This is a genomic window from Gordonia sp. IEGM753 (assembly GCF_050321825.1).
Lineage (GTDB): Bacteria > Pseudomonadota > Gammaproteobacteria > Pseudomonadales > Pseudomonadaceae > Aquipseudomonas.
Genome location: NZ_JBNQGB010000004.1, coordinates 404,441 through 430,552 on the forward strand (window position 1 = coordinate 404,441; position 26,112 = coordinate 430,552).

Sequence of the window (26,112 nt, forward strand, 5' to 3'; positions counted from 1 at the left end):
CATGCGAGTTCTGATTATCGAAGACGAGGAAAAAACCGCGGATTACCTGCATCGCGGCTTGACGGAACAAGGCTACACCGTGGACCTGGCGCGCGATGGCGTCGAAGGTTTGCACCTGGCGCTAGAGAGCGACTACGCGGTGATTATCCTCGACGTGATGTTGCCGGGCCTCGACGGCTTTGGCGTACTGCGCGCCTTGCGTGCCCGCAAGCAAACCCCGGTGATCATGCTCACCGCTCGCGAGCGCGTGGAGGATCGCATCAAAGGCCTGCGTGACGGCGCCGACGATTACTTGGGCAAACCGTTTTCGTTTCTCGAACTGGTGGCACGCCTGCAAGCCCTGACCCGACGCAGCGGCGGCCATGAACCAGTGCAAGTGAGCATTGCCGACCTGTGGATAGATTTGATCAGCCGCAAGGCAACCCGCGCCGGTGCACGCCTGGACCTGACTGCCAAAGAGTTTTCGCTGCTCAGCGTACTGGCCCGCCGTCAGGGTGAAATCCTGTCGAAAACAGCCATCGCCGAGATGGTGTGGGACATCAATTTTGACAGTGACGCGAATGTCGTCGAAGTCGCGATCAAACGCCTGCGCGCCAAACTCGACGGCCCGTTCGACGAAAAACTGCTGCACACGATTCGTGGCATGGGTTATGTGTTGGAGAGCCGCGGTGTCCAGTAACTCCATCGCGCTGCGCCTGAGTGGCATGTTTACGCTGGTGGCGTTGGTGGTTTTTCTGCTGATCGGTGGCGCGTTGTATCAGCAGGTCGAAAAGGGGTTGGGCCTGCTGCCCGAGGCTGAGCTGGATGCACGTTACAGCGTGCTCGAATCTACCGTTGGCCGCTTCGGCACGCCTGAGCATTGGGTGAAGATCAACAACAAACTCAAGTTGCTCGGTGAAGAAGACAAGCGCATCAGTTTCTGGATCACCAGCGGCAATGCGCAGTATGAATACGGCAACCTGACCCCACAGATTCGCGCGTTCGCCGACGGCCCATTGGGCATGCATGATCTGAAATTACCGGATCAACCTTATCCGTTGAAAGTGCTGATCAGTCAGTTCCCGGCCAAGGACCAGCGACCGCCATTACGCTTCATGATCGGCATCGACACCGAGACCTTTTTACAGACCCAACATCACCTGCTGATCGCACTGATCAGCCTGGCGATAGTGGGTGTATTACTGGCTTCCGCCTTGGGTTACTGGGTGGCTCGGATCGGCCTGAAGCCCTTGATCCGTTTGTCTCAGGAAGCCCAGCGCCTGGCTCCGCCGTTGTTGTCCAGCCGCCTGCAGTTGTCGCCGTTGCCGCCAGAATTAAACCAGTTCGTGAACTCGTTCAACTCGACACTGGAACGGGTCGAGCAAGCTTATACAAGGCTTGAGTCGTTTAACGCCGATGTCGCGCATGAACTGCGCTCGCCGTTGACCAACCTGATCGGCCAGACCCAGGTTGCGTTGACCCGCGGGCGCTCGGCCGAGCACTATTTCGAGGTGTTGCAATCCAATCTTGAAGAGCTCGAACGGCTGCGCTCGATCATCAACGACATGCTGTTTTTGGCCAGTGCCGACCAAGGCAGCAAGGCCACCAAGCTGACCGCCACTTCGCTCGCGGATGAAGTGGCGACCACCCTGGAATATCTGGATTTCATTCTGGAAGACGCTCAGGTTCAGGTGCAGGTCAGCGGTGATGCACAGGTGCGAATCGAGATCGCTCACCTGCGACGGGCATTGATCAACTTGCTGAGCAACGCCGTGCAACACACCGAGCCCGGGCAGGTCATCAAGGTGCTGATCGAGGTAGAAGAACACCAGGTCAGCATCGGCGTCGCGAACCCGGGCATACCGATTGCCAGCGAACATTTACCGCGGTTGTTCGAGCGCTTCTACCGGGTCGATGCTTCGCGCAGCAACAGCGGCAACAACCATGGCCTGGGCCTGGCCATCGTCAAGGCAATCGCATTGATGCACGGCGGGGATGTGTTTGTGCGCAGTGATCACGGCATGAACACGTTCGGCATTCACCTTCCGGTCTGAGTGATCGTTGCTTTTTCGGCAACAGTCCTTTCTGTTATTGGCTCTGTTTCCCGTCGGCCAGGATCCTTATCTTTGCCGCACCAAACAGCACTTGCCAAGCAAGAAGGTTTTAAAGATGTCCAACAGTATGGGTATTGCCAGCGCGTTCGTTATGTCCTCTTTGTTCCTCTCCCCACTCGCCATGGCTGAAGAGTCGCACGCCTTTGTTGCGCAAAATGCAGCACGCGCTGCAGCGCTCGAAGCGTATCAGGGCGAAATGACGGCCAAGTCTCAGAACGCTGCGCAAACCCCTCAAGCGTCGACAACCCAGGCGCAGCCTCGCGCCGAAAAAGACAGCTGATCCATCGAATTCGCTCCGTTTCCCTCGACACTTTTCATCGGCTCTTCCCTTTGAAAAGTTGTCTTCAAAGCCGCTGCTATCAGCGGTTTTTTTTTCGTGTTCAGAAATCACCGTATCGCGTTATCGTCGACTGCCTGCTCAATGTCTTCTAAACTGATATGAGCAAAAGGCCAGCATCCAATGCTGGCCTTTTTATAGTTGGCAACGCCCACCGGTAGAAGTCAGACACCATGAGTGTGAGCAGTGTGCAGTCTCACCTTCCGACCCGCTCGGTGCGATCGGAGCGGCTTCTGGTTCTCGGCAGCGTGCTGTTAGTGATCGCAATACTGAGTATCGTCGCGTTTTTGCTGATTCGTGAACGCTTCAACGCTGAGGTGTCTGCCACACGGTCTGCCAACAACATCGTGCAATTGATCGATGCCGACGTGCTGCGCAATGTCGAGCTCTATGATCTGTCCCTGCAAGGCTTGATTGCGGCTGCCGGGCGCGAGGACCTCAAGCACGTCTCTCCAACCATCCGTCATCTGGCGCTTTTTGACCGTGCCACCGCCGCGCCCTACAAAGGCGACATCCTGCTGTTGGACAGTCACGCCAATGTGCTGGCGGACTCGGCATCTGTAGAACCACGCAAAGGTAATTTTGCCGACCGCGAGTATTTCCAGTCACACGTCGACAACCCGGATCCCGGGATGTTTATCAGCCGTCCCTTCCGCGCCAGGCAAGCAGACAGTGACTGGCGCATCAGCTTCAGCCGACGAGTCAGCGGAACACAGGGTGAATTTCTCGGCGTGGCCGAAGCGGCGATGCGCTTGAGTTACTTCGATCAGTTGTTCAACAGCCTGAGTATCGGGCACAACAGCTCGGTCAACCTGATCAGCACCGACGGCATTCTACTGGCTCAGGAACCACGACCGGTTGATGAGCTGATCGGCAAGGACTTCAGCAACCGCCCCAACTTTCAGCGCATCGTCAAAGAAGGCAATGGCAGCTTTACCGGCATGTCGAGCGTCGACCAACAGGAACGCCAGTACACGTTCTCCAGGGTTGGGAATCTACCGCTGATCGTGATCGTAGCGCTGTCGACCGGCGAGGTTTTTGGCGCATGGCAACGCACTGCGCTGGTGGTCAGCCTCGCCACTATGGCGCTGTGCATAAGTCTGTTATGGCTGACGTGGTTGCTCTGCCGCGAGCTACGTCTGCGTCATAATGCCGAACAGGAGCTGGCGCAACTGGCGGCCACCGATGCCCTGACCGGTCTGGCCAACCGCCGCACACTGGACCAAGTGCTGCGGCATGAGTGGTTTCGCGCACAACGCTCCGGGTTACCGTTGTCGTTGATGATGATCGATGCGGATCACTTCAAGGCTTTCAACGATCGGCACGGTCATCAGGCTGGCGACGATGCTCTGCGCGCATTGGCCAACGTGATCTCAACCAAGGTCCGGCGCCCCACCGATCTGGTCGCGCGCTACGGTGGCGAGGAATTCTCCGTGATTCTGGCGGAAACCGACAGCGTGGGCGCGCAGCAGCTTGCCGAACAAATTCGCGCGGCAGTGGAACAGTTACCGCGAGTGGCGGGCGCTGCTTCACCGATAACTGTCAGTATTGGCATCAGCACCTGGACGACGAAGACCGATGCCAAACTGGAGCATCTGTTGTTTGCAGCAGACAAGGCGCTGTATCAAGCCAAGGAAAATGGGCGAAATTGTGTGCTCAGCGCAAATTAGAGGCATAAAAAAAGGCCACCCGAAGGCAGCCTTTAAAAACTAGAGAGGTTTTTTACTTACACGGCCGCAACTGGACGCATGTAAGAGATCGGTGCAGTGCTGGCGTCTTCGAAAGTCACGACTTCCCAAGCATCTGTCTGCTCAATCAACTTGCGCAGCAGCTGGTTGTTCAATGCATGTCCGGACTTGAACCCCTTGAACTCACCAATCAGGCTATTGCCCAGCAGGTAGAGGTCACCAATTGCATCGAGGATCTTGTGCTTCACGAATTCGTCTTCATAGCGAAGGCCGTCTTCGTTCAGTACACCATCCGCGTCGACCACAATAGCGTTTTCAACGCTGCCGCCGAGTGCGAGGTTGTGCTTGCGCAGGTACTCGATATCACTCATGAAACCAAAGGTACGGGCGCGGCTGACTTCTTTTACAAACGAAGTACTCGAAAAATCCACGCTTGCACTTTGTGTGCGGTCACGGAAAACCGGGTGATCGAAATCGATCTCGAAGCTCACTTTGAAACCTTCGAAAGGGACGAAAGTGGCGCGCTTGTCGCCGTCTTCCACTGTCACTTCCCGCAGGATCCGGATGAACTTCTTGGCTGCGTCCTGTTCTTCCAGGCCGGCCGATTGAATCAAGAATACGAAGGGTCCAGCGCTACCATCCATGATTGGGACTTCGGACGCGGAGAGCTCGACGTAGGCGTTATCGATGCCCAGGCCTGCCATGGCCGAGAGCAAGTGCTCCACCGTATCCACTTTGACGTCACCGTTGACCAGCGTGGTCGACATCGTGGTTTCGCCAACGTTTTCCGCGCGAGCAGGAATCTGCACCACAGGGTCCAGATCGGCACGAACAAACACGATGCCGGTGTCGACAGGTGCAGGCTTGAGGGTCAGGTATACCTTCTCCCCGGAGTGCAGACCGACACCTGTGGCACGGATAATATTTTTCAGTGTGCGTTGTTTAATCATGGCTTGGGCCGCTTCAGCGCAAATTGCGAACTGGTATCAACAAAGGCTGGCGATAATAGCAGACCAGACCTTTGCTGAACACCAATCACCTTCATAGCCCTGATACATTCCATTAATCGGCCTGACGACGCAGGAAGGCCGGGATATCCAGATAGTCCAGGTCATCTTGCGGATTCATCTTCGCAGCAGTCGCAGCACCGGCCTGAGCCTGGTTGCGCATGACGGTCGGACGGTCCAGGTCACGGTAGTTAACCGCGGGTGCATCCTGACGAGCGGGCGCCGATTGTTGCGGCTGCGAGGCCATTGAAGTGTGAACGGTATTGTCGATGACCTTCACAGGCTTCTCGATTTTTGCGCCCAGACCCGTGGCAACCACAGTCACGTGCAACTCGTCGCGCATGTCTGGATCGATAACGGTACCGACCTTGACCATCGCGTGCTCGGAAGCGAAGGCTTCGATGATGCTACCCACGTCGGAGTACTCACCCAGGGACAGGTCAGGGCCGGCGGTGATGTTCACCAGGATGCCGCGTGCACCTTGCAGGTTCACGTCTTCCAGCAGCGGGTTGCGAATGGCCGCTTCGGTAGCCTCACGTGCACGGTTCGGACCGCTGGCGCAGCCAGTGCCCATCATCGCCATGCCCATTTCGCTCATCACGGTACGTACGTCGGCAAAGTCGACGTTGATCATGCCCGGACGCTTGATGATGTCGGAAATACCGCGAACGGCACCGGCCAGTACATCGTCAGCCTTGGCGAAAGCCGACAGCAGGCTGGCGTCTTTACCGAGGATGGTCAGCAGCTTCTCGTTGGGAATAGTGATCAACGAGTCAACGCTTTCAGACAGCAGACGAATACCTTCGTCGGCAATCTGCATACGCTTGCGGCCTTCGAACGGGAACGGACGAGTCACCACCGCAACGGTGAGAATCCCCATTTCCTTGGCCACTTCAGCAATGATTGGTGCTGCACCGGTACCGGTACCGCCGCCCATGCCAGTGGTGATGAACACCATGTTTGTGCCCTGCAGGACTTCGGCAATGCGCTCACGGTCTTCGAGAGCGGCCTGACGACCTACTTCAGGGTTGGCGCCAGCGCCGAGACCTTTGGTCACGCCGGTGCCCAGTTGCAGGATGGTCCGCGCGCCGATGCTTTTCAGCGCTTGGGCATCAGTGTTGGCGCAGATGAATTCAACGCCTTCAATGTTGCTCTTGACCATGTGGTTGACGGCGTTGCCGCCGCCTCCGCCAACACCGATAACTTTAATAACCGGGCTTGCGGGGATGTTGTCTACGAGTTCGAACATTTTCCCTCTCCTTTACATTCTCTAGTTTTTTCGCCTACTGCTTTTGCTGCTGTACTGCTTGTTGCTTGAAACCGATGCTTAGAAGTTGCCTTGTACCCAGCTCTTGATGCGATCGAGCAAAGCGGCTTTCGGCTCTTCATTGCTGTAGCTGTCGCGGCTGCTGATGCCCGAGAACGAAATCCCGTCGGACTGCTTTTGCAGGCCGTACATCAACAAGCCAACGCCGGTCGAATAAATCGGGTTGCGAACCACGTCATCCAGGCCTTTGACGCCATGCGGCACGCCCAAGCGGACCGGCATGTGGAAGATTTCTTCAGCCAGTTCAACGGCGCCTTCCATCTTCGAAGTACCGCCGGTCAGCACGATGCCGGCCGGGATCAGGTCTTCGTAGCCACTGCGACGCAGCTCTGCCTGGATCAGCGTGAACAGTTCGTCGTAACGCGGCTCGACCACTTCGGCCAAGGCCTGACGAGACAGTTCGCGCGGTGGACGGTCGCCGACGCTTGGCACCTTGATGGTTTCACCGGCACCGGCCAGTTTGGCGAGGGCACAGGCGTAGCGAATCTTGATTTCTTCGGCGTACTGGGTCGGGGTGCGCAACGCCATGGCGATGTCGTTGGTCACCTGATCGCCCGCAATCGGGATGACCGCGGTGTGGCGGATTGCGCCTTCGGTGAAGATCGCAATGTCCGTCGTGCCGCCGCCGATATCGACCAGGCAAACGCCCAGTTCTTTCTCGTCGTCGGTCAATACCGAGTAAGCGGAAGCCAGTTGCTCAAGAATGATGTCGTCGATTTCCAGGCCACAACGGCGCACGCATTTTTCAATGTTCTGTGCAGCGTTGACGGCGCAGGTGACCACGTGAACCTTGGCTTCCAGGCGTACGCCGGACATGCCCAGAGGCTCGCGAACGCCTTCCTGGTTATCGATCACGTAATCCTGCGGCAGTGTATGCAGCACACGCTGGTCAGCCGGGATGGCGACAGCCTGAGCGGCGTCGAGAACGCGCTCAAGGTCTGCCGAGCTGACTTCACGATCACGAATCGCCACGATGCCGTGGGAGTTCAGGCTGCGAATATGATTGCCGGCCACACCGACAAACGCCGAGTGGATCCGGCAACCGGCCATCAGCTGAGCTTCTTCGATCGCACGCTGGATGGACTGCACGGTGGACTCGATGTTCACCACCACGCCTTTCTTCAGGCCACGGGACGGATGGGTACCGATCCCGACGATTTCCAGCGTGCCGTCGTCCGCAACCTCGCCTACCAGCGCCACCACCTTGGAGGTGCCGATATCGAGACCGACGATCATTTTGCCGCTTTGCACGTTTGCCATGGGTCCTGCCTCTTCTTAATTCTTCGCGACAGCGGGTTGGGCTGTCGTGGGCGCTACAGGTTCCCGCCAGCCAACAGCGAGGCCGTTGGCGTAGCGCAGATCGATGCGCGCAATGTTCGTAATCTTGTCTTTAAGCGTCTTGTCGTAGATGGCAATGAAACGGCGCATCTTCTCCACCAGGTTGCCGCGTCCCAACAACAGTTCGATTCCAGGACCCGCACTGCCGGCTCCGGTGGTCAGGAACCAGCTACCTCGTTCACGTAATTCCAGGCGTGCAATCGAGAAACCCATCGGCCTGAGCATCTGGCTCAGCACCTGGTATTGCTGCATCACTTGCTGTTGTGCCCGCTGTGGACCGAACAGCTGTGGCAAATGTTCGTAGTTAGCCAGCTCACGCGGAGTAAATGCCTGGCCCTGGTTGTTCAACAGCGACTCGTCGCCCCAACGGGCTACAGGCAGTTGTTCTTCCAGGCGGATCACCACTTGATCCGGCCACACGCGACGCACCTCGGCGTGAGCAATCCAGGGCATCTGTTCCAGCTCGGTGCGCATGCTCGCCAGGTCGATGGTGAAGAAGCTCGCCGTCACGTAGGGGGCTATCCGCTGCTGCACCGCCTGCGGGCTGATGTAACTCAAATCGCCCTGCACATTGACCTTGGTGATTGGCCGATCGGCATACGGCAACAGACGCTGCGCACCTTCGTAAGTGCCAAAACCCAACGCAACCAACAGCACCGGCCAGAACAAGCTTTTCAGAAAGCCAAAATTGGCTTTCGGCAGGCGCGCGGACATCGGCTCTTTGGCCACCATTCGGCTGGCGCCCCGCGGCACCGGCTTGCGGCCGGGGGGTGCGGGGGGCTGATGTCTCAACTGAGCGCCTTGCATGGTCTTAACCTCGCGGCTCGCTGTTGTCGGTAATACTGGCGGCCAAAATCGCCAATACCAGTTGCTGGAAATCCAGGCCAGCAGCACGGGCCGCCATCGGTACCAGGCTGTGATCGGTCATGCCCGGTGCGGTGTTGACTTCGAGAAACCAGAACTGCCCTTCGGCGTCCTGCATCACGTCTGCCCTGCCCCAACCGGCGATACCTAGCGCCTCACAGGCGTTAGCCGTGAGGTCCATCAGTTCTTTTTCTTTGCTTGCGTCGAGGCCACACGGGATCCGGTACTGAGTATCGGAGGCCACGTACTTGGCGTCGTAGTCGTAAAAACTGTGAGTCGTGCCCAGGGCAATCGGTGGCAACACCTGGTCACGCAGGGTCGCGATGGTGAACTCCGGACCTTGAATCCATTGCTCGACCAGCACTTGCGAATCATAGGTACTGGCCGCTTTCCACGCGTCGATCAACTCAAGAGCTGAAGACACTTTGGCCATCCCGATACTTGAACCTTCATGTGCCGGTTTGACGATCAAAGGGAAGCCCAGTTCCGTCGCTGCCGAAATACAATCAGCCTCGGAACTCAGTACCGCGTGGCGTGGCGTCGGAATCCCGAGGCTGTGCCAAACCTGCTTGGTGCGCAGCTTGTCCATGGCCAGTGCAGAGGCAAGAATGCCGCTGCCGGTGTAAGGAATACCGAGGCATTCCAGCAGGCCTTGCATGCTGCCGTCTTCACCACCTCGGCCGTGAAGAATGATGAAGGCGCGGTCTATTTTTTCATTCAGCAGACGCTGCAGAAGGTCATCGCCCACATCCAGGCCAAACGCATCCACGTCGGCGCTTTGTAACGCCTCAAGCACCGCTTTGCCCGACTTCAGGGACACTTCACGCTCTGCACTTTTGCCACCGTACAGCACGGCGACCCGGCCGAAATCCTTCGGCGCAATCGTGGAGGCGAGGTGGGTGTATGCAGTCATTTCAATTTCCCCGCGGTCGACGCAGCAACGGCACCCGCAAACAACGGACTCTTCAACAATTTCGGCGCAAGCCCACCGATATCACCGGCGCCCTGGCACAACAGAATGTCGCCGGCACGCAGCAATGGTTTGACCAATGGTGCGAGGTCGACGCCACGTTCGATGTAGATCGGGTCAAGCTGACCGCGCTGACGGATGCTGTTGCACAGCTTGCGGCTGTCGGCACCCGGAATAGGCTCTTCGCCGGCGGGGTAAACTTCCATCAGCAGCAGTACGTTGGCATCGGCCAGTACATTGACGAAATCGTCGTACAAATCGCGGGTACGACTGTAGCGGTGAGGCTGGTACACCATCACCAGACGGCGATCCGGCCAGCCACCACGTACGGCTTTGATCACTGCCGCGACTTCAGTCGGGTGATGGCCGTAGTCATCGACCAACATGACATTGCCACCGTCTACCGGCAGTTCGCCGTAGACCTGGAAGCGTCGGCCAACGCCTTGAAAACCGGACAGGCCCTGAACGATGGCTTCATCGCTGACGCCCTCGTCACTGGCAATGCAAATGGTCGCCAGTGAGTTCAATACGTTGTGGTTACCCGGCATGTTCACCGACACGTCCAGCGGCTCACGGTCGGGACGCAGTACGGTGAAGAAGGTCTGCATGCCTTGCTGACGAACATTGATCGCGCGTACATCGCAGTCTTCGCCAAAGCCATAGGTCACGGTCGGACGTTTCACCAGCGGCAGGATTTCACGAACCACCGGATCGTCCAGGCACACCACGGCCAACCCGTAGAACGGCAGGTTGTGCAGGAATTCGACGAAGGTTTTCTTCAGTTTGTTGAAGTCGCCGTCGTAGGTCGCCATGTGATCGGCGTCGATGTTGGTGACCACGGCCACCAATGGCTGCAAGTGCAGAAAGCTTGCATCGCTTTCGTCAGCTTCGGCGATCAGGTAACGGCTGGTGCCGAGCTGAGCATTGGTGCCGGCTGCATTCAGGCGGCCGCCAATCACGAACGTCGGGTCCAGGCCACCGGCCGCGAACACCGATGCGATCAGGCTGGTGGTGGTGGTTTTGCCGTGCGTGCCAGCGACAGCGATGCCGTGGCGATAGCGCATCAGCTCAGCCAGCATTTCGGCACGCGGCACCACCGGAATCCGGCGCTCAAGGGCGGTGGCAACTTCCGGGTTGGAAGTGTTCACGGCACTCGACGTCACCAGAACATCTGCGTTCGCAGCGTTCTCGGCGCGGTGGCCGATATAAATGTGTGCACCAAAAGATTCGAGCCGCTCGGTGACGGGCGAAGCCTTAAGGTCAGAGCCAGACACTTCATAGCCCAGGTTCAACAATACTTCGGCAATTCCGCACATACCCACGCCGCCGATACCGACGAAGTGGATACGCCGGATACGGCGCATTTCCGGTTGTGGCATGGCTTTCTGATTCTCAACCATGGGCCACCTCCAGGCAGATATCGACCACATTGCGAGTAGCGTCGGGTTTGGCCAGGCGGCGTGCTGCAGTGGCCATCTCATTCAGTCGTTGCGGTTGCATCAGTACCTCTGTCAGGCGTGCGGCTAGATCCGCTGCGCCAGTCGTTCTTTGCGGCATCACGAAGGCTGCGCCTTCACGGGCCAAATAGTCGGCGTTGCGGGTCTGGTGATCGTCGATTGCGTGGGGCAAAGGCACCAGCATCGAGGGCAGACCGGCGGCGGCCAGTTCACTGATGGTCAGTGCGCCTGCACGGCACACCACCAGGTCGGCCCAGCCATAGGCTTGGGCCATGTCTTTGATGAAAGGCTGCACTTGCGCCTCGACGCCCGCAGCGTGATAACGCTCGGCAGTCACTTCATCGTGGTTTTTGCCGGCCTGATGGAACACTTCCGGGCGCAGGTCGGCGGCGACTTGCGACAGGGCTTCAGGCAGCAATTTGTTCAACGGTTCTGCCCCCAGGCTTCCACCCAGGATCAGCAAACGCGCTTTGCGACCGGCCAGAGCCTGTCGCGGTGTTTCGAGGAACAGCTCGGTGCGCACCGGATTACCGGTGGTACGTCGGCTGTCCGACAGGGTAAAGGTGTCGGGGAACGCTTCACAGACTCGGGCGGCCAACGGCACCAGCAACCGATTGGCGGTACCTGCCACTGCGTTCTGTTCGTGAACGATCACCGGGACACCGGCCAGTTTGGCTGCAACACCACCGGGACCGGTCACATAACCACCGAAACCGACCACGCACACCGGCCGCAGCTGGCGAATGATCGCCCGCGCCTGCCAGATGGATTTAAGCAACATGAACGGCGCCTTGAGCAACGACAGCTTGCCCTTGCCACGCAAACCGCTGGCGTTGATTCGGTGCAACTCGATACCCGCCATCGGCACCAGATCGTTTTCGATACCACGCGGTGTTCCAAGCCAATGCACGGTGTAGCCGCGAGTCTGAAACTCGCGAGCACACGCCAGCGCCGGGAACACGTGGCCACCGGTACCGCCCGCCATGATCAGTACGTTAGCGCCCATGTTTGGGGTCCTCGGCGAAGTCGCTTTCCTGGAACTCCATCTCTTCGCTGCCGAGGTGAGTTCGACTCTCCCACTCGATGCGCAGCAACAGGCCGAGACACGCACAACAGATCACCAACGAGCTACCGCCATAACTGAGGAACGGCAACGTCAAACCTTTGGTCGGGAGCAAGCCGACGTTCACTCCGATATTGATCAGGAACTGACCAATCCACAGGAACGACAAGCCGTAGGCGATGTAGGCGGCAAAGAATTGCTTGGCCTTCTCGGCCCAGTAACCGATGTACATACCGCGAATACACACGAACACGAACAGCGCGACGGTGCACAACGAACCTACAGCGCCAAGTTCTTCGGCCAGGACCGAGAACACGAAGTCGGTGTGGGCTTCCGGCAGGTAGAACTGTTTTTGCACGCTGTTGCCCAGGCCGACGCCCAACCATTCGCCGCGACCGAATGCGATCAAGGCTTGAGACAACTGATAGCCAGCGCCGAACTGGTCAGCCCACGGGTCTGCGAAGTTAGTCAGGCGCGCCATTCGATAGGGCTGCACTTGAATCAACAACACCACCGCAGCGACCGCCAGAATCACCATCAAGGAGAAACGGAACAGCCCTACGCCGCCAAGGAACAGCATCGCCGCAGCGGCCCCCATCATTACGACGGTGGCACCGAAGTCGGGCTCCATCAGCAGGAGGCCGGCCATCGGCAGCAGCACGATGAACGGCTTGAAAAAGCCCATCCAGCTTTCACGCACTTCTTTCTGACGCCGCACCAGGTAACCGGCGAGGTAAATGACCACGAATACCTTGGCGATCTCGGAAGGTTGCACGTTGAAAAAGCTGAAGCCGATCCAGCGCATCGAACCGTTCACTTCACGACCGATCCCCGGGATGATCACCATCACCAGCAAACCGAACGCGCCAATCAGCATCAGCCAACCCAGACGCTGCCAGGTGGCGATCGGAATCATCATGGTGACGATGCAAGCGCCAAGGCCGAGCACGATATAAATAAGGTGACGAATCATGTAGTACAGGGCGCTGCCCGACTGCACGGCCGCGACTTCAGTCGATGCCGATGCAATCATGACCAGCCCCAGGCCGAGCAATGCCAGACAGCCGGCAAGCATCGGGAAGTCGAGGTCGATACCGCGCCCGGTGATGATCGGCGACGGATACGGCTTGATGATATTTCTAAGACTCATGCCAGTTCCTCCACGGCGCGGACGAACTGGTGACCACGGTCTTCATAATTCTTGAACATGTCGAAACTGGCGCACGCTGGCGACAGCAGTACCGAGTCGCCAGGTTCGGCGAGTGCGCGGCATTGCTCGACGGCTTCTTTGAGTGAGTTGACACGAATCAGCGGCACCGCATCGCCAATGGCCTGCCCGATCAAATCACTGTCACGGCCCATCAGCACCACAGCGCGGCAATTGACCGCGACCGGATCGCGCAAGTCTTTGAACTCGGCACCCTTGCCATCACCTCCGGCAATCAGCACGAGTTTGCCTTCGATGTCGGCACCCAACCCTTCAATGGCTGCCAGTGCGGCGCCAACGTTGGTGGCTTTGGAATCGTTGTAATAGCTGACGCCATCCAGGTCACGGACCCACTGGCAGCGATGTTCCAGACCGGCAAAGGTACGCAGGCTCGAAAGCATGGCGTCGAACGGCAGGCCGACAGCGTGGCCCAGCGCAAGGGCCGCCAGTGCATTGGATTGATTATGGGCACCGCGAATTTTCAACTCACGCACCGGCATCAGGTTCTGGAACTCGAAGGCGAGGTACTTCTCCCCGTCCTCTTCACGAATACCGAACGCCTTGAAATCAGGTTTGCCCAAGCCGAAAGTCCAGCATGGCTGGCCTTCGCCCATCAATGGCCGGCTAAGCGCGTCCTGACGGTTGACCACAAATTGTTTGGCCCCCCGGAAAATACGGTGCTTGGCCAAGTGATAAGCAGGCAGACCGCTGTAGCGATCCATGTGGTCTTCACTGACGTTGAGCACGGTGGCGACTTCGGCATTAAGTTGATCGGTGGTTTCGAGCTGGAAGCTCGACAACTCCATCACGTACAGCTCGACGTCATCGCTGAGCAGGTCGAGCGCCGGCGTGCCGAGGTTGCCGCCAACGGCCACGCGCTTGCCAGCCGCCGCTGCCATTTCGCCAACCAGTGTGGTGACGGTGCTTTTGGCGTTGGAGCCGCTGATGGCAATGATCGGCGCTTTCGCGTTACGCGCGAACAGCTCGATGTCACCCGACAATTTAACCCCACGGGCGGCTGCAGCCTGCAGGGCCGGGGTCGCCAACGCCAGGCCAGGACTCACGTAGAGCTCATCGGCGCGGCACAGGAACTCGACGTCCAACTCGCCACAACGCACTTCCACATGCGGATAGTCACGCTTAAGCGTGGCCAGTTCCGGTGGATTTTCCCGCGTATCGGCGACAGCAAACGACGTGCCCCGGTTCGCCAGGAAGCGAACCAGGGACATGCCGCTCTTGCCGAGGCCGACAACGATGCGGAAGTGGTCAGAAGCGATCAGAGACACTCGTTCTACCTCAGCTTCAGGGTGGCAAGGCCAACCAGTACGAGAATGACCGTGATGATCCAGAAACGGACTATCACACGCGGCTCGGGCCAGCCCTTGAGTTCAAAGTGGTGGTGAATCGGCGCCATGCGAAATACACGCCGGCCGGTCAATTTGAAGGATGCAACCTGAATCACTACCGACAGGGTTTCCATCACGAACACGCCGCCCATGATGAACAGGACGATTTCCTGGCGAACGATCACGGCGATGGTGCCCAATGCTGCGCCCAACGCCAGTGCGCCGACGTCGCCCATGAAAACCTGTGCCGGATAAGTGTTGAACCAGAGGAAACCAAGGCCCGCACCGATCAACGCACCACAGAACACAATCAACTCGCCGGCGCCCGGTACATAAGGAATCAGCAGGTATTCAGCGAATTTCACGTTACCCGACAGGTAGCAGAAGATCCCCAAGCCACCGCCGACCATTACAGTCGGCATGATCGCCAAGCCATCGAGGCCATCGGTCAGGTTGACCGCGTTGCTGGAGCCGACGATCACGAAATAGGTCAGCACAATGAAGCCAGCGCCCAACGGGATGCTGTAGTCCTTGAGCATTGGCAGGATTAGCGTGGTTTCGACCGGCGTTGCCGCCGTCATGTAAAGGAAGATTGCCGCGCCCAGGCCGAATACCGACTGCCAGAAGTACTTCCAGCGACTCGGCAAACCACGGGAGTTCTTCTCGATCACCTTGCGGTAATCATCGACCCAGCCAATGGCGCCAAACAACAGCGTCACCAGCAATACAGTCCAGACGTAGCGGTTCGCCAAGTCCGCCCAGAGCAATGTGCTGACGCCAATGGACGACAGGATCAGTGCGCCCCCCATGGTCGGGGTTCCCGATTTTGCGAGGTGCGATTGTGGACCATCATTGCGAACGGACTGGCCGATCTGACGGTTCTGCAAAGTGCGGATCATCCACGGGCCATAGCACAGCGACAAAACCAGCGCGGTCAGCACACCCAGAATCCCGCGCAGGGTCAGGTACTGGAAGACCGCGAAGCCTTTGTAGAACTGTTGCAGATACTCCGCTAGCAGCAGCAGCATTAATGTTTCTCCAGACTGGTTCCGCACAAAGCGGCGACGATGTTTTCCATCGCAGCGCTGCGCGAGCCCTTGATCAAAATGGTGGTGTTTGTGTCTTGCTCGGCGTCCAGGGCCTTGATCAGCTCTGCCTGATTGGCGAAGTGATAAGCCTGCTGGCCGAACGCGTCGACGGCGTGAGCCATCATTGGCCCCACAGCGTAAAGCGCAGAAACCTTGCCGCGGGCGTATGCGCCCACATCGCGGTGCCCCTGCTCCGCCCAATCGCCCAACTCGCCGATATCCCCGAGCACCAGGACGGTGCGACCGGAAAAGCCGGCGAGTATATCAACGGCGGCGCACATGGAGGTGGGGTTCGCGTTGTAAGTGTCATCAATTACGCGCATGCCGTTGGTCGCGAGCTGCGCGACAGTGCGCCCCTTCACGGGTTGCACCGCACCGAGCCCGGTAGCGATGCCGAATAACGACACGCCCAAGGCATGAGCGGCAGCGGCGGCGGCCATCGCATTCGCCACGTTGTGGGTGCCGAGCAAATTCAGTTGAACGCGCTCTATGCCTTCAGGACTGTGCAGGTTGAATGCCGGGCAACCCCGCGCGTCGCGGTCCAGATCGCTGGCATAAAAATCAGCGCCGATATTGCTCAAGGCGAAGGTCAGCACCTTGCGACCGGCAGCACGGTTTTTCCAGATTTCAAAAGCCTTGTCGTCCAGGTTAAGAACGGCGACGCCATCGGCATCAAGCCCTTCAATAATCTCGCCCTTGGCTTCAACGATTTTTTCCGGGCCGCCAAACTCGCCCACATGCGCAGTGCCAGCGTTGTTGAGCACGGCCACATGCGGCTTCGTAAGGCCGACCGAGTAGGCAATTTCACCGAGTCTCGACGCACCGAGTTCGATGACCGCAGCGGTATGTTCCGGTGCAAGCTCGAGCAAGGTCAGCGGCACACCAAGATCGTTGTTCAGGTTGCCACGGGTGGCCAGAACCGGACCGCGTGTGCGCAGGATGCTTGCCAGCATTTCCTTGACCGTGGTCTTGCCGCTGGAACCGGTGATGGCGGCAACCGGGTGGCTGAACGCGGCACGATTGATCGCACCCAACTGGCCCAAAGCCTGACGGGTATCTTTCACCAGCAGTTGTGGCAGTGTGCTGTCGACCACTTCGCGTTCCACCAGCGCGGCAACAGCGCCCTTGGCGGCAACATCATTCAAATAATCGTGACCGTCAAAACGCGGCCCCGTCAGGGCAATAAAAAGTTGCCCTGTGGTAATTGCACGACTGTCGATGCTGACACCGTCAAAACTTGCATCAGTCGTCACCACGCGAGCGTTCAACGCGCGGGTCAATTCGCTGAGTTTCAAGGCTTTAAGCATGAGCCACCTCCCACGCGGTCAGGGCATGATCAGCCTCGACCAGATCGGAGAAAGCGTGACGCTCGCCGTTGATTTCCTGGTAGTCCTCGTGCCCTTTACCGGCCAGCACAATTACATCGTCCGCCGAAGCGCTGGCGATCAATTGAGCAATCGCCTGCCCACGACCAGCAACAAAGGTGACCTTATCCACGGCTGTGAAACCGGCACGGATGTCATTGAAAATGGCTGAAGGGTCTTCGGTACGCGGATTGTCATCCGTCACCAGAACACCGTCAGCCAGGCGCTCAACCACTTCAGCCATCAGCGGACGCTTGCCGCGATCGCGATCACCGCCACAGCCGAACAGGCACAGCAAACGACCTTTGGCGTGCGGACGCAAAGCCATCAATACTTTTTCCAGCGCATCCGGGGTATGGGCGTAATCGACCACCACCAACGGCTGAGTGCCGCCGCCCAGACGCTGCATGCGACCGGCAGGACCTTCGAGCTTTGGCAGCACCTTGAGGATTTCGTCCAGTGCGTAGTCCAGACCGAGCAAGGCGCCGATCGCAGCCAGAACGTTGCTCAGGTTGAAACGGCCGAGCAAGGCGCTGCGCAAATGGTGCTCGCCCTGCGGCGTGACCAACGTAGCGCGCACGCCTTCGTCGTCAAATTGCGCTTCACGGCAATACAGGTACGCGCTGGAATCTTCCAGGCTGTAGGTAATCAAGCGCGATTCACGTTTTTCCGCAGCCAATTGGCGACCAAAATCGTCATCGAGGTTGATCACCCGGCATTTCAGATCGTTCCAGGCGAACAGCTTGGCCTTGGCTTCGCCGTAGGCCTGCATGGTGCCGTGGTAATCCAGGTGATCGCGGGACAAGTTAGTCATTACCGCGACATCAAATGCCAGCGCAGTGACACGCCCCTGATCCAGGCCATGGGATGAAACTTCCATGGCCACAGCTTTGGCGCCGGCCTTTTTCAGGTCGGCCAACGTCGCTTGCACGGCAATCGGGTTCGGCGTGGTGTGCAGCCCGCTTTCGAGCGCGCTGTAGAACCCGGTGCCCAAGGTGCCAACAATGCCGCAATGCTGGCCGAGCAAATCCAGCGCTTGCGCAACCAACTGCGTCACGCTGGTCTTGCCGTTGGTGCCTGTCACGCCGACCAGATTGAGATGACGACTCGGGTCACCGTAAAAACGCCCGGCGATGTCCGAAAGTTGCGCCGCCAGGCCTTTGACCGGAATCAACGGCACGTCGGTGATCGGCAATACCGTGGCGCCTTCGACTTCATAGGCCACAGCAGCAGCGCCGCGCTGCAAAGCGTCGGCGATGTGCGCACGGCCGTCGAACTTGCCGCCGGGGACAGCGAGAAACAAATCGCCTGCCCGCACATTGCGACTGTCCAGGGTCAGCTCGCGGATCAACAGATCGCGACCGGCGTGGGCAAAAATCTTGTTCAGACTCAGAGACATCAGCCGCGCCCTCCATTGGCTTTCAGCGGAACGACCGGTGCAGCATTGGCCTGTTGTGTTGGCGGCAGGTTGTCCGGCGTGATGTTCATCAGGCGCAAGGTCCCGGACATCACTTTGCTGAACACTGGCGCCGATACGAGACCACCGAAGTAGCCGGCCTTGCTCGGTTCATCGATCACCACCACGATGGCGTAACGCGGATCGCTCATCGGACCGAAGCCTGCAAACAGCGAGCGGTAAGAGTTTTCGGCGTAGCCCTTGGTGCCAACCGAGGTCTTGCGCGCAGTACCTGACTTGCCGGCCACGTGATAAGCCGGCACCTGCGCGCGGAACACACCGCGCGGGGCCTCGATTACCTGGGTCAACATGCCTTGCATGGTTTTAGCGACAGACTCCGGCAACACTTGTGTGGTTTGCGGCAGCTTGTCGGTTTTGATCAGTGTCAGCGGCGCAAGCCGGCCGTTGTTGGCCAAGGCAGAGAAGGCGTGGACCAATTGAATCGCGGTCACGGAAATACCGTAGCCGTAAGACAGCGTGGCGGTTTCAGCCTTGCGCCACTCGCGGTAGTTCGGCAGGTTGCCCACGCGCTCGCCCGGGAAGCCAAGCCCGGTGTCTTGGCCAAGACCGACCTTTTGCGCCAGACGGAAAATCGTTTCTCCACCGATATCGAACGCGACCTTACTCATGCCGACGTTACTGGAATTGATCAGAATACCGGTCAGGTCCAGCACCGGGCCCTCGGACTTAGAGACGTCCTTGATTGTGTATTTACCGATCTGCAAACTGCCCGGATAGACTTCGACGGTATCGCTCGGCTTCCAGCGACCGGTTTCAAGCGCGGCACTCATGGAAATCGCTTTCATGGTCGAACCTGGCTCGAACACGTCGATCATCGCGCGGTTGCGCATCATCGCCGGTTGCAGGTTGCGCCGGTTGTTGGGGTTGTAAGTCGGCTGGTTGACCATGGCCAGAATTTCGCCGGTCTTGACGTCCATGATCACCAGGCTGCCGGCTTTCGCGCCGTTCTCGATGATCGCGTTACGCAATTCGCGGTTCGCCAGATATTGCAGGCGCAGGTCAATCGACAACGCCAAGGGCTTGCCGGCCTTGGCGTTTTTGGTGACCTGAACATCCTTGATCAACCTGCCGCGCCGGTCCTTGATAACCTGGCGCTTGCCGGGAACCCCGGCGAGCCATTCGTCATAAGCCAGTTCCACACCTTCGCGACCGTGATCGTCGATGTCGGTAAAACCGACCATGTGGGCGGTCACTTCACCGGCCGGGTAGAAGCGCCGAAACTCTTCAATGCCGTAAACACCCGGCACTTTCAGATCGAGCACTGCTTGTCCTTGTTCAGGGGTAAGGCCGCGAACCAGGTAAATGAATTCTTTGTTGGCCTGAGCTTCGAGGCGTTCAGCAAGCGCTTTAGGGTCTTGGCCCAAAGCCGCCGCCAGCGCTGGCCATTTTTCTTTGGCCAGCTGCATTTCCTTGGCGTTGGCCCACAGGGTGGTCACCGGCGTACTGACGGCCAATGGCTCGCCGTTACGGTCGGTGATCAAACCACGGTGAGCTGGAATCGGAATATGACGCACGCTGCGCGCATCGCCTTGGCCTTTAAGGAAGGCACGGTCGACGACTTGCAGGTCAATGATGCGCCAGCAGATTGCGGCGACCATGATGCCAAGCAAACCCAGCACCACGCGAAATCGCCACGGAAAGAGTGCGCCCTCAAGTTTCATCATGGCGCCACCATCTGCACTTCAGCTGCGCCAGGAATACGCATCTTCAGTTGCTCGGTCGCCAACACTTCGATGCGGCTGTGCGCGGTCCAGGTGCTCTGCTCCAGAATCAGCCGGCCCCATTCCGCTTGCGCCTTGTCGCGCACGCTCAACTCGTTGTAAAGCGAGTTCAGCAACTGACGATTCCAGTGCGCGCTGTAGGACACGCCGATGGCCGACACGAGAACGCCGATAAACAGCAGCAGCATGAAGAAGCTTCCGCCGGGAAGTGGCTTGGCGAAAAGCTTGCTCACCGCAGCTTCTCCGCGACGCGCATGACAGCACTACGGGAACGTGGGTTGGCTTTGAGTTCGGCCTCGGAGGCGGACTGCGCTTTGCCATGGACTTTGATGACCGGTTCGAAAGCAACGTGACGAACAGGAAGGTTGCGCGGCAGGTTGTCGGCTTCGCCTTTCACCAACTTGCGCATGAACAGTTTGACGATACGGTCTTCCAGCGAATGGAAGCTGATGACAACCAGACGGCCGCCGACTTCAAGGCATTCCAACGCGGCTTCAAGGCCTGCTTCCAGATCGCCCAGTTCGTTGTTGACGTGAATGCGCAACCCTTGGAACGCGCGGGTTGCCGGGTTCTTGCCTTTTTCCCACGCAGGATTGGCGACTTTCAAGACTTCGGCGAGATCTGCAGTGCGCTCGAACGGCTTGATATCGCGACGCTCTGCAACCGCGCGCGCCATGCGACCGGAGAATCGCTCTTCGCCGTACTCCTTGAACACCCGCGCTATTTCTTCCACCGGCGCAGTGTTGACGAATTCGGCAGCGCTGATCCCCCGAGACGGGTCCATGCGCATATCCAAAGGGCCGTCATTGAGAAAGCTGAACCCGCGCTCCGGATCATCGAGCTGTGGGGAAGACACGCCCAGGTCGAGCAAAATCCCGCTGACCTTGCCGTGCAGTCCACGTTCGGCCACTTCAGAACCGAGCTCGGCAAAGCTACGCTGCACAACGACAAAGCGGCCGTCTTCGGCCGCTAGCGTTTGCCCGGTGGCAATTGCTTGAGGATCTTTATCGAACCCGAGCAACTGGCCATCGGGCCCGAGCTGGCTGAGTATCAACCGGCTATGTCCGCCGCGCCCGAACGTACCGTCCAGATAGCAGCCATCAGGACGTACGGCGAGAGCCTCCACGGCTTCGTCAAGCAGTACGGTGATGTGGTTAAAGCCGCTATCAATAGTCACAGGATCAAATCACGCAGTTCATCAGGCATGGCGCCCGGTTGTTGAATAGCAGCCAGGTCAGCGGCAGAAACCGCATCCCAGGCATCCTCGTCCCATAATTGGAACTTGTTCAGTTGGCCCACCAGCATTGCGCGCTTATCCAACTTGGCATATTCGCGAAGACGCGGCGGAACCAGAAAACGACCACTGCCATCGAGCTCGAGGTCGACGGCATTACCAATCAGTAAACGTTGCAGGCGGCGGTTTTCTTCGCGAAGCGAAGGCAATGCACGCAATTTGGTTTCAATAATTTCCCACTCATCAAGTGGGTAAACACACAAACATGGATCAACGGCATCAATTGTGACAATTAACTGGCCGGAACTACGCGAAACGAGCTCGTCACGGTACCGGCTCGGCATAGCGAGACGGCCCTTTGCATCGAGACTGATAGCGTTAGCTCCGCGAAACACGTCAGCGTTTCTCCAAATTTTAGCGTTTTGAGCTCAAAAAACCCACTTCATGCCACTTTCCGCCACTTGCGCACACTATAGGAATGCGGCCACCACACCGTCAAGGCGCGTATCAAAGGAAAAGCCTTACAGAACTGAGATTTAGGAGTGTAAAAGGAGGGGCAATGAGAATCTGGCGTGTGAATTCACTCAATAACTTGAATCAGCACTGAAGGCTGCGTTCAGAAGTTAAAGTAGTTTGTTAAGAGTAAGATTTTTTCGGTATTACGGAAGTGCTTCAGCCGATGATAATGCGAGGAGGTAAAAGGCTACTATCAGCGCCCTGTTCAATGATTCGAACAGGGAGGGAAAAAAGGTGGAGAGTCGATCTGTAAGCCGGGTTCTGTCTTGAACAGTCATTCGTCTACGATGGCCATCACTGGACATCTTTAGCAACCTACCCGGTCCCAGCGCGGGCCACGCCTTGGGACCCTATTTGGTCTTGCTCCAAGTGGGGTTTACCTAGCCACGAACTGTTGCCAGACGTGCGGTGCGCTCTTACCGCACCTTTTCACCCTTACCGGCGCCGAAGCGCTTAGGCGGTTATTTTCTGTGGCACTTTCCGTAGGCTCACGCCTCCCAGGCATTACCTGGCACTTCGCCCTATGGAGCCCGGACTTTCCTCCCCCCCCTAATTTTCATAGAAGGCAGCGACTGTCCGATCGACTCTCCGCCGCGAAGGTTAACGGCAGAGCGAGCGAAGAACAAGCGCTAAAAGCCTTTAGCCATGCCTGTGCGTCGGGATTTACTCGCCCTTTTGTTTATCCAGCGCAACCTGGTAGAGCACGTTCTTGCGCTCGCCGGTAATTTGCGCTGCCAATGCTGCAGCACGCTTGAGCGGCATTTCTTCGAGCAACAAGTTCAAAACACGCATGGCTTCACTGCTGACGGCCTCTTCGGTTTCCGGAGCGGACCAGCCGGCCACCAGCACCACACATTCGCCACGCTGCTGGTTGCTGTCCGACTCAACGAACTCGCGCAGCTCGGCCAACGGCAAACCTTTGAGGGTCTCAAAGGTTTTGGTCAGCTCTCGCGCCAGCAGTGCCGGGCGCTCAGGACCAAACACCAACTCCATGTCTTGCAGGCATTCAAGGATGCGGTGCGGCGCCTCGTAAAAAATCAGCGTGCGCGGCTCTTCCTTGACCAACTCCAGGCGGGCACGCCGCCCTACGGCTTTTGCCGGCAAAAAACCTTCAAAAATGAATCGGTCGGACGGTAAGCCGGCCGCCGACAGAGCAGCGATCAACGCACAGGCACCCGGCACCGGAACCACGTTGATACCGGCGGCACGCGCCTGACGCACTAGGTGATACCCCGGATCGGAAATCAGCGGCGTACCGGCATCCGAGATCAGCGCCACGTCGTCGCCGGCAAGCAGGCGAGTGATAAACCGACTACCTTCATCGCGTTCGTTGTGCTCATGACAGGCCGCCAACGGCGTAGGAATGCCGAAGTGTTGCATCAAGCGTTGGGAATGACGCGTGTCTTCGGCGGCGATCAACGCAACTTCACGCAGGATCTTCAGTGCACGCGCACTGATGTCGTCCAGGTTGCCGATGGGCGTCGCCACCACATAAAGCGAGCCAGCAGCGGAATTCAAAGCACCTGGAGCAGTCAAAGCACACACCTCATGGTCGGTAAAGGCTGCCATTGTAGCGCGTAGTGCCGTTCGCGATACGCGTAAGCCACTAAGGGTTTCACTGCTTGCGAGGCACCACAGCAACATTTGCACGAGCTAAATTGTCCGATTCACGCCAGTAACATCGCGCCCCGGCCAGTGCTTGGGTACAATTCCACGCTTATTTGATCGAGTATCAGGAACACTACATGATCGCTTGCCTGCGGCTGTTCACTGCCCTCTGCCTCGCTGCCTTGCTGGCGGCTTGCGCCAGCTCGCCCTCTTCCAGCCTTGGCGAACTTCCACGAACCCCGGATGCCAGTATCGAGCAACTGCTCGAAAAGGCCGCTCAAAGCAAATCGCCGGATGAAGCCGCCCTGTTTCGACTGAGTGCTGCCGATCTCGCCTATCGACAGGGGAATGCCGGCCAGTCCGCGCAAATCCTGCAACAAGTGCCTATCGAACAACTCAAGCCCGGCCAACAGGTTTTCGCCAGCACCCTGGCCGCCGAACTGGCCATGGTTCGCAATCAGCCGAAAGCGGCGCTGACTGCATTGAGCCATCCCAGCTTGCAACGACTGGGCGAATTGCCGGTAGAGCAACAGGTTCGCACCGGCACCGTTCATGCTCGCGCACTCGAAGCTGACGGCCAGACCCTTGCTGCCGCACGGGAGCGCATCTTTATTGCGCCAATGCTGACCGGCGAAGCCGCCAGCAAAAACCACGAAGCGATCTGGACCCTGATCGCTTCGCTGCCTACCGATCAACTGCAACCGACCACCAACGATGACCTCGGTGGGTGGCTGGGCCTGGCTCTGGCGATGAAAACTGCCGGCACCCTGGAGCAGCAGCAAGCCGCAATCGACAACTGGCGCGCGCAAAACCCCAAACATCCCGCCGCCATCCAGTTGCCGCTGCCATTAACCAAACTCAAGGAACTGGCCAGCCAGCCCCTGAACAAGATTGCGTTATTACTGCCGCAAGACGGACCTCTGGCTGCAGTGGGCAAAGCATTGCGCGAAGGTTTCATGGCCGCTCACTACCAGGCGCAACAAGCCGGGCAGAAGCCGCCAGCCATCGAGTTCTATGACAGCTCGCGCCTGACGTCGATGGATGAGTTCTACCGCAAGGCTCAAGCCGACGGCGTGCAACTGGTTGTCGGCCCGCTCGAGAAGCCACTGGTGAAACAACTCAGCAGCCGCCCACAACTGCCGATTACCACTCTGGCGCTCAACTACAGCGAAGGTGAACAGGGCCCGGCCCAGCTGTTCCAGTTTGGCTTGGCTGCCGAAGATGAAGCTCGCGAAGTTTCGCGTCGTGCCCGCGCCGATGGCCTGCACCGCGCCGCTATCATGGTGCCGAAAGGAGAATGGGGCGATCGTGTTCTAAGAGCGTTCAGCCAGGATTGGCAGGCCAACGGTGGCAGCATCGTCGCCACCGAACGCGTCGATCAACCGGTGCAGCTTGCACAGCAAATTGCCGACATGTTCCAGCTGCGTCAAAGCGAAGGTCGCGCCAAGAGCCTGCAAAGCACCGTTGGTTCACAGGTAGCAGCCCAACCTTCGCGCCGCCAGGACATCGAGTTCATCTTTCTCGCTGCAACGCCTCAACAAGCCCAGCAGATCAAGCCGACGCTTAACTTCCAATACGCGGGTGATGTACCGGTTTACGCTACCTCGCACGTGTTCAGCGCCAGCGGTGATGTCAATCAGTACAACGACATGAACGGCGTGCGCTTCTGCGAAACACCTTGGCTGCTGGACGCCAACGACCCATTGCGCAAGCAAGTGACTGCTCAATGGCCACAAGCCGGCGGCAGCCTGGGTCGCCTGTACGCGATGGGCGTCGATGCGTATCGCCTGGCACCACGCCTGGGACAACTCAAGGCACTGCCAGATAGCCGCATCGAAGGTCAATCGGGTAGCCTTAGCATGACTCAGAACCAGCGAGTAGTGCGCCAGTTGCCGTGGGCACAGTTCGTCAATGGTCAGGTTCAACGCCTGCCGGACACCCCTCGCTGATGCCCGACAGCTCACGCCAGCAACGCGGTAAAGATGCCGAGCGCCATGCGCTCGAGCATCTTCAGCAGCAAGGTCTGCGCCTTGTGGCCCAGAACTGGTTATGCAAACGCGGCGAGCTTGATCTGGTCATGCTTGATGGCGATACAGTAGTATTTGTCGAAGTCCGCTACAGAAAAAACACTCAATGGGGTGGCGCGCTCGCTAGTATTGATGAGCGCAAACGGCAAAAATTGATATTTGCCGCGCAGTATTTTCTTCAGCGCGAGTCGCGCTGGGCCAATTCCCCTTGCCGTTTCGACGTGGTTGCCATCGACAGCAACCTCGATCAGTTGAACTGGTTGCAGAATGCCTTTGACAGCTGATCGCTTGCACCGCGAACCGGACACTTTCACCTAACACTTTTGCTCTTTGCTTTGCGGGCTGCACATTCATGTGCCAAGTAGCCGCGCTAATTAAGG

The 26,112-nt window shown here is 58.3% G+C and carries 23 protein-coding genes and 1 other RNA gene; 6 read left to right on the forward strand and 18 right to left on the reverse strand.

Features of this window, described 5'->3' with window-relative positions; all coding sequences use genetic code 11:
- Position 1: 1 nt before the first annotated feature.
- The 4 genes from ACQR3R_RS21540 (at position 2) to ACQR3R_RS21555 (ending at position 4,100) form a co-directional block, all read left to right on the forward strand.
- Entirely contained in the window at positions 2 to 679 is a 678-nt protein-coding gene (locus tag ACQR3R_RS21540; protein ID WP_169373157.1) for a heavy metal response regulator transcription factor, read from the forward strand.
- Entirely contained in the window at positions 669 to 2,033 is a 1,365-nt protein-coding gene (locus tag ACQR3R_RS21545; RefSeq protein WP_428275131.1) for a heavy metal sensor histidine kinase, read from the forward strand. Before ACQR3R_RS21540 ends, ACQR3R_RS21545 begins: the two co-directional genes overlap by 11 nt.
- A gap of 115 nt (positions 2,034 to 2,148) precedes the next feature.
- Positions 2,149 to 2,373 (forward strand): hypothetical protein, encoded by a 225-nt coding sequence (locus ACQR3R_RS21550; protein ID WP_428275133.1) that lies wholly within the window; start codon positions 2,149 to 2,151, stop codon positions 2,371 to 2,373.
- Between the two features lie 230 nt (positions 2,374 to 2,603).
- Entirely contained in the window at positions 2,604 to 4,100 is a 1,497-nt protein-coding gene (locus tag ACQR3R_RS21555) for a diguanylate cyclase (RefSeq protein WP_428275135.1), read from the forward strand.
- Between the two features lie 56 nt (positions 4,101 to 4,156).
- Here ACQR3R_RS21555 and lpxC read toward each other — a convergent pair whose 3' ends face one another.
- The 18 genes from lpxC to rsmI form a co-directional block, all read right to left on the reverse strand.
- Positions 4,157 to 5,068, reverse strand: coding sequence for a UDP-3-O-acyl-N-acetylglucosamine deacetylase (lpxC, locus tag ACQR3R_RS21560; protein ID WP_003171886.1), 912 nt, complete (start codon positions 5,066 to 5,068; stop codon positions 4,157 to 4,159).
- 112 nt (positions 5,069 to 5,180) lie between these two features.
- Positions 5,181 to 6,374, reverse strand: coding sequence for a cell division protein FtsZ (ftsZ, locus tag ACQR3R_RS21565; protein ID WP_150713850.1), 1,194 nt, complete (start codon positions 6,372 to 6,374; stop codon positions 5,181 to 5,183).
- 78 nt (positions 6,375 to 6,452) lie between these two features.
- Complete coding sequence (ftsA, locus tag ACQR3R_RS21570) at positions 6,453 to 7,712, reverse strand: cell division protein FtsA (protein ID WP_247292098.1); 1,260 nt, start codon at positions 7,710 to 7,712, stop codon at positions 6,453 to 6,455.
- Between the two features lie 15 nt (positions 7,713 to 7,727).
- On the reverse strand, positions 7,728 to 8,522 hold the full coding sequence (locus tag ACQR3R_RS21575) for a cell division protein FtsQ/DivIB (RefSeq protein WP_428275138.1): 795 nt from the start codon (positions 8,520 to 8,522) through the stop codon (positions 7,728 to 7,730).
- A 79-nt stretch (positions 8,523 to 8,601) separates the two neighbouring features.
- Positions 8,602 to 9,567 (reverse strand): D-alanine--D-alanine ligase, encoded by a 966-nt coding sequence (locus tag ACQR3R_RS21580; RefSeq protein ID WP_428275140.1) that lies wholly within the window; start codon positions 9,565 to 9,567, stop codon positions 8,602 to 8,604.
- Positions 9,564 to 11,024, reverse strand: a complete 1,461-nt coding sequence (gene murC / locus ACQR3R_RS21585; protein WP_428275142.1) for a UDP-N-acetylmuramate--L-alanine ligase — start codon at positions 11,022 to 11,024, stop codon at positions 9,564 to 9,566. The genes ACQR3R_RS21580 and murC overlap by 4 nt, the downstream gene beginning before the upstream one ends.
- Positions 11,017 to 12,087 (reverse strand): undecaprenyldiphospho-muramoylpentapeptide beta-N-acetylglucosaminyltransferase, encoded by a 1,071-nt coding sequence (gene murG / locus ACQR3R_RS21590; protein ID WP_428275144.1) that lies wholly within the window; start codon positions 12,085 to 12,087, stop codon positions 11,017 to 11,019. Before murG ends, murC begins: the two co-directional genes overlap by 8 nt.
- Entirely contained in the window at positions 12,077 to 13,294 is a 1,218-nt protein-coding gene (gene ftsW / locus ACQR3R_RS21595; RefSeq protein ID WP_428275146.1) for a putative lipid II flippase FtsW, read from the reverse strand. The genes murG and ftsW overlap by 11 nt, the downstream gene beginning before the upstream one ends.
- The gene (gene murD, locus ACQR3R_RS21600; RefSeq protein WP_428275148.1) at positions 13,291 to 14,637 is read right to left on the reverse strand and encodes a UDP-N-acetylmuramoyl-L-alanine--D-glutamate ligase; all 1,347 of its coding nucleotides are present in this window, start codon (positions 14,635 to 14,637) and stop codon (positions 13,291 to 13,293) included. Before murD ends, ftsW begins: the two co-directional genes overlap by 4 nt.
- Before the next feature lie 5 nt (positions 14,638 to 14,642).
- A complete protein-coding gene (gene mraY / locus ACQR3R_RS21605; RefSeq protein ID WP_428275150.1) occupies positions 14,643 to 15,725 on the reverse strand; it encodes a phospho-N-acetylmuramoyl-pentapeptide-transferase in 1,083 nt (360 codons plus the stop codon).
- Positions 15,725 to 17,092, reverse strand: coding sequence for a UDP-N-acetylmuramoyl-tripeptide--D-alanyl-D-alanine ligase (locus ACQR3R_RS21610; RefSeq protein ID WP_428275152.1), 1,368 nt, complete (start codon positions 17,090 to 17,092; stop codon positions 15,725 to 15,727). The genes mraY and ACQR3R_RS21610 overlap by 1 nt, the downstream gene beginning before the upstream one ends.
- The gene (locus ACQR3R_RS21615; RefSeq protein ID WP_428275154.1) at positions 17,085 to 18,548 is read right to left on the reverse strand and encodes a UDP-N-acetylmuramoyl-L-alanyl-D-glutamate--2,6-diaminopimelate ligase; all 1,464 of its coding nucleotides are present in this window, start codon (positions 18,546 to 18,548) and stop codon (positions 17,085 to 17,087) included. The genes ACQR3R_RS21610 and ACQR3R_RS21615 overlap by 8 nt, the downstream gene beginning before the upstream one ends.
- Positions 18,548 to 20,290: a penicillin-binding transpeptidase domain-containing protein gene (locus ACQR3R_RS21620; protein ID WP_428275156.1), complete on the reverse strand. Its 1,743-nt coding sequence runs from the start codon at positions 20,288 to 20,290 to the stop codon at positions 18,548 to 18,550. The genes ACQR3R_RS21615 and ACQR3R_RS21620 overlap by 1 nt, the downstream gene beginning before the upstream one ends.
- Positions 20,287 to 20,580 carry a cell division protein FtsL gene (gene ftsL, locus ACQR3R_RS21625; RefSeq protein WP_003205353.1) on the reverse strand — a complete coding sequence of 98 codons (294 nt, stop codon included), beginning with the start codon at positions 20,578 to 20,580 and terminating at the stop codon, positions 20,287 to 20,289. The genes ACQR3R_RS21620 and ftsL overlap by 4 nt, the downstream gene beginning before the upstream one ends.
- A complete protein-coding gene (rsmH, locus tag ACQR3R_RS21630; protein ID WP_428275159.1) occupies positions 20,577 to 21,524 on the reverse strand; it encodes a 16S rRNA (cytosine(1402)-N(4))-methyltransferase RsmH in 948 nt (315 codons plus the stop codon). Before rsmH ends, ftsL begins: the two co-directional genes overlap by 4 nt.
- A complete protein-coding gene (gene mraZ / locus ACQR3R_RS21635) occupies positions 21,521 to 21,976 on the reverse strand; it encodes a division/cell wall cluster transcriptional repressor MraZ (protein ID WP_008147486.1) in 456 nt (151 codons plus the stop codon). Before mraZ ends, rsmH begins: the two co-directional genes overlap by 4 nt.
- 355 nt (positions 21,977 to 22,331) lie before the next feature.
- Positions 22,332 to 22,685, reverse strand: an RNA gene (rnpB, locus tag ACQR3R_RS21640) — RNase P RNA component class A.
- A gap of 75 nt (positions 22,686 to 22,760) precedes the next feature.
- Complete coding sequence (gene rsmI / locus ACQR3R_RS21645) at positions 22,761 to 23,633, reverse strand: 16S rRNA (cytidine(1402)-2'-O)-methyltransferase (RefSeq protein ID WP_428275162.1); 873 nt, start codon at positions 23,631 to 23,633, stop codon at positions 22,761 to 22,763.
- 209 nt (positions 23,634 to 23,842) lie between these two features.
- On the opposite strand from rsmI, the gene ACQR3R_RS21650 reads away from it, so the two are divergent.
- Both ACQR3R_RS21650 and ACQR3R_RS21655 read left to right on the forward strand, forming a co-directional pair.
- Entirely contained in the window at positions 23,843 to 25,654 is a 1,812-nt protein-coding gene (locus ACQR3R_RS21650) for a penicillin-binding protein activator (protein WP_428275164.1), read from the forward strand.
- A complete protein-coding gene (locus ACQR3R_RS21655; RefSeq protein WP_428275166.1) occupies positions 25,654 to 26,016 on the forward strand; it encodes a YraN family protein in 363 nt (120 codons plus the stop codon). Before ACQR3R_RS21650 ends, ACQR3R_RS21655 begins: the two co-directional genes overlap by 1 nt.
- Positions 26,017 to 26,112: the final 96 nt, after the last annotated feature.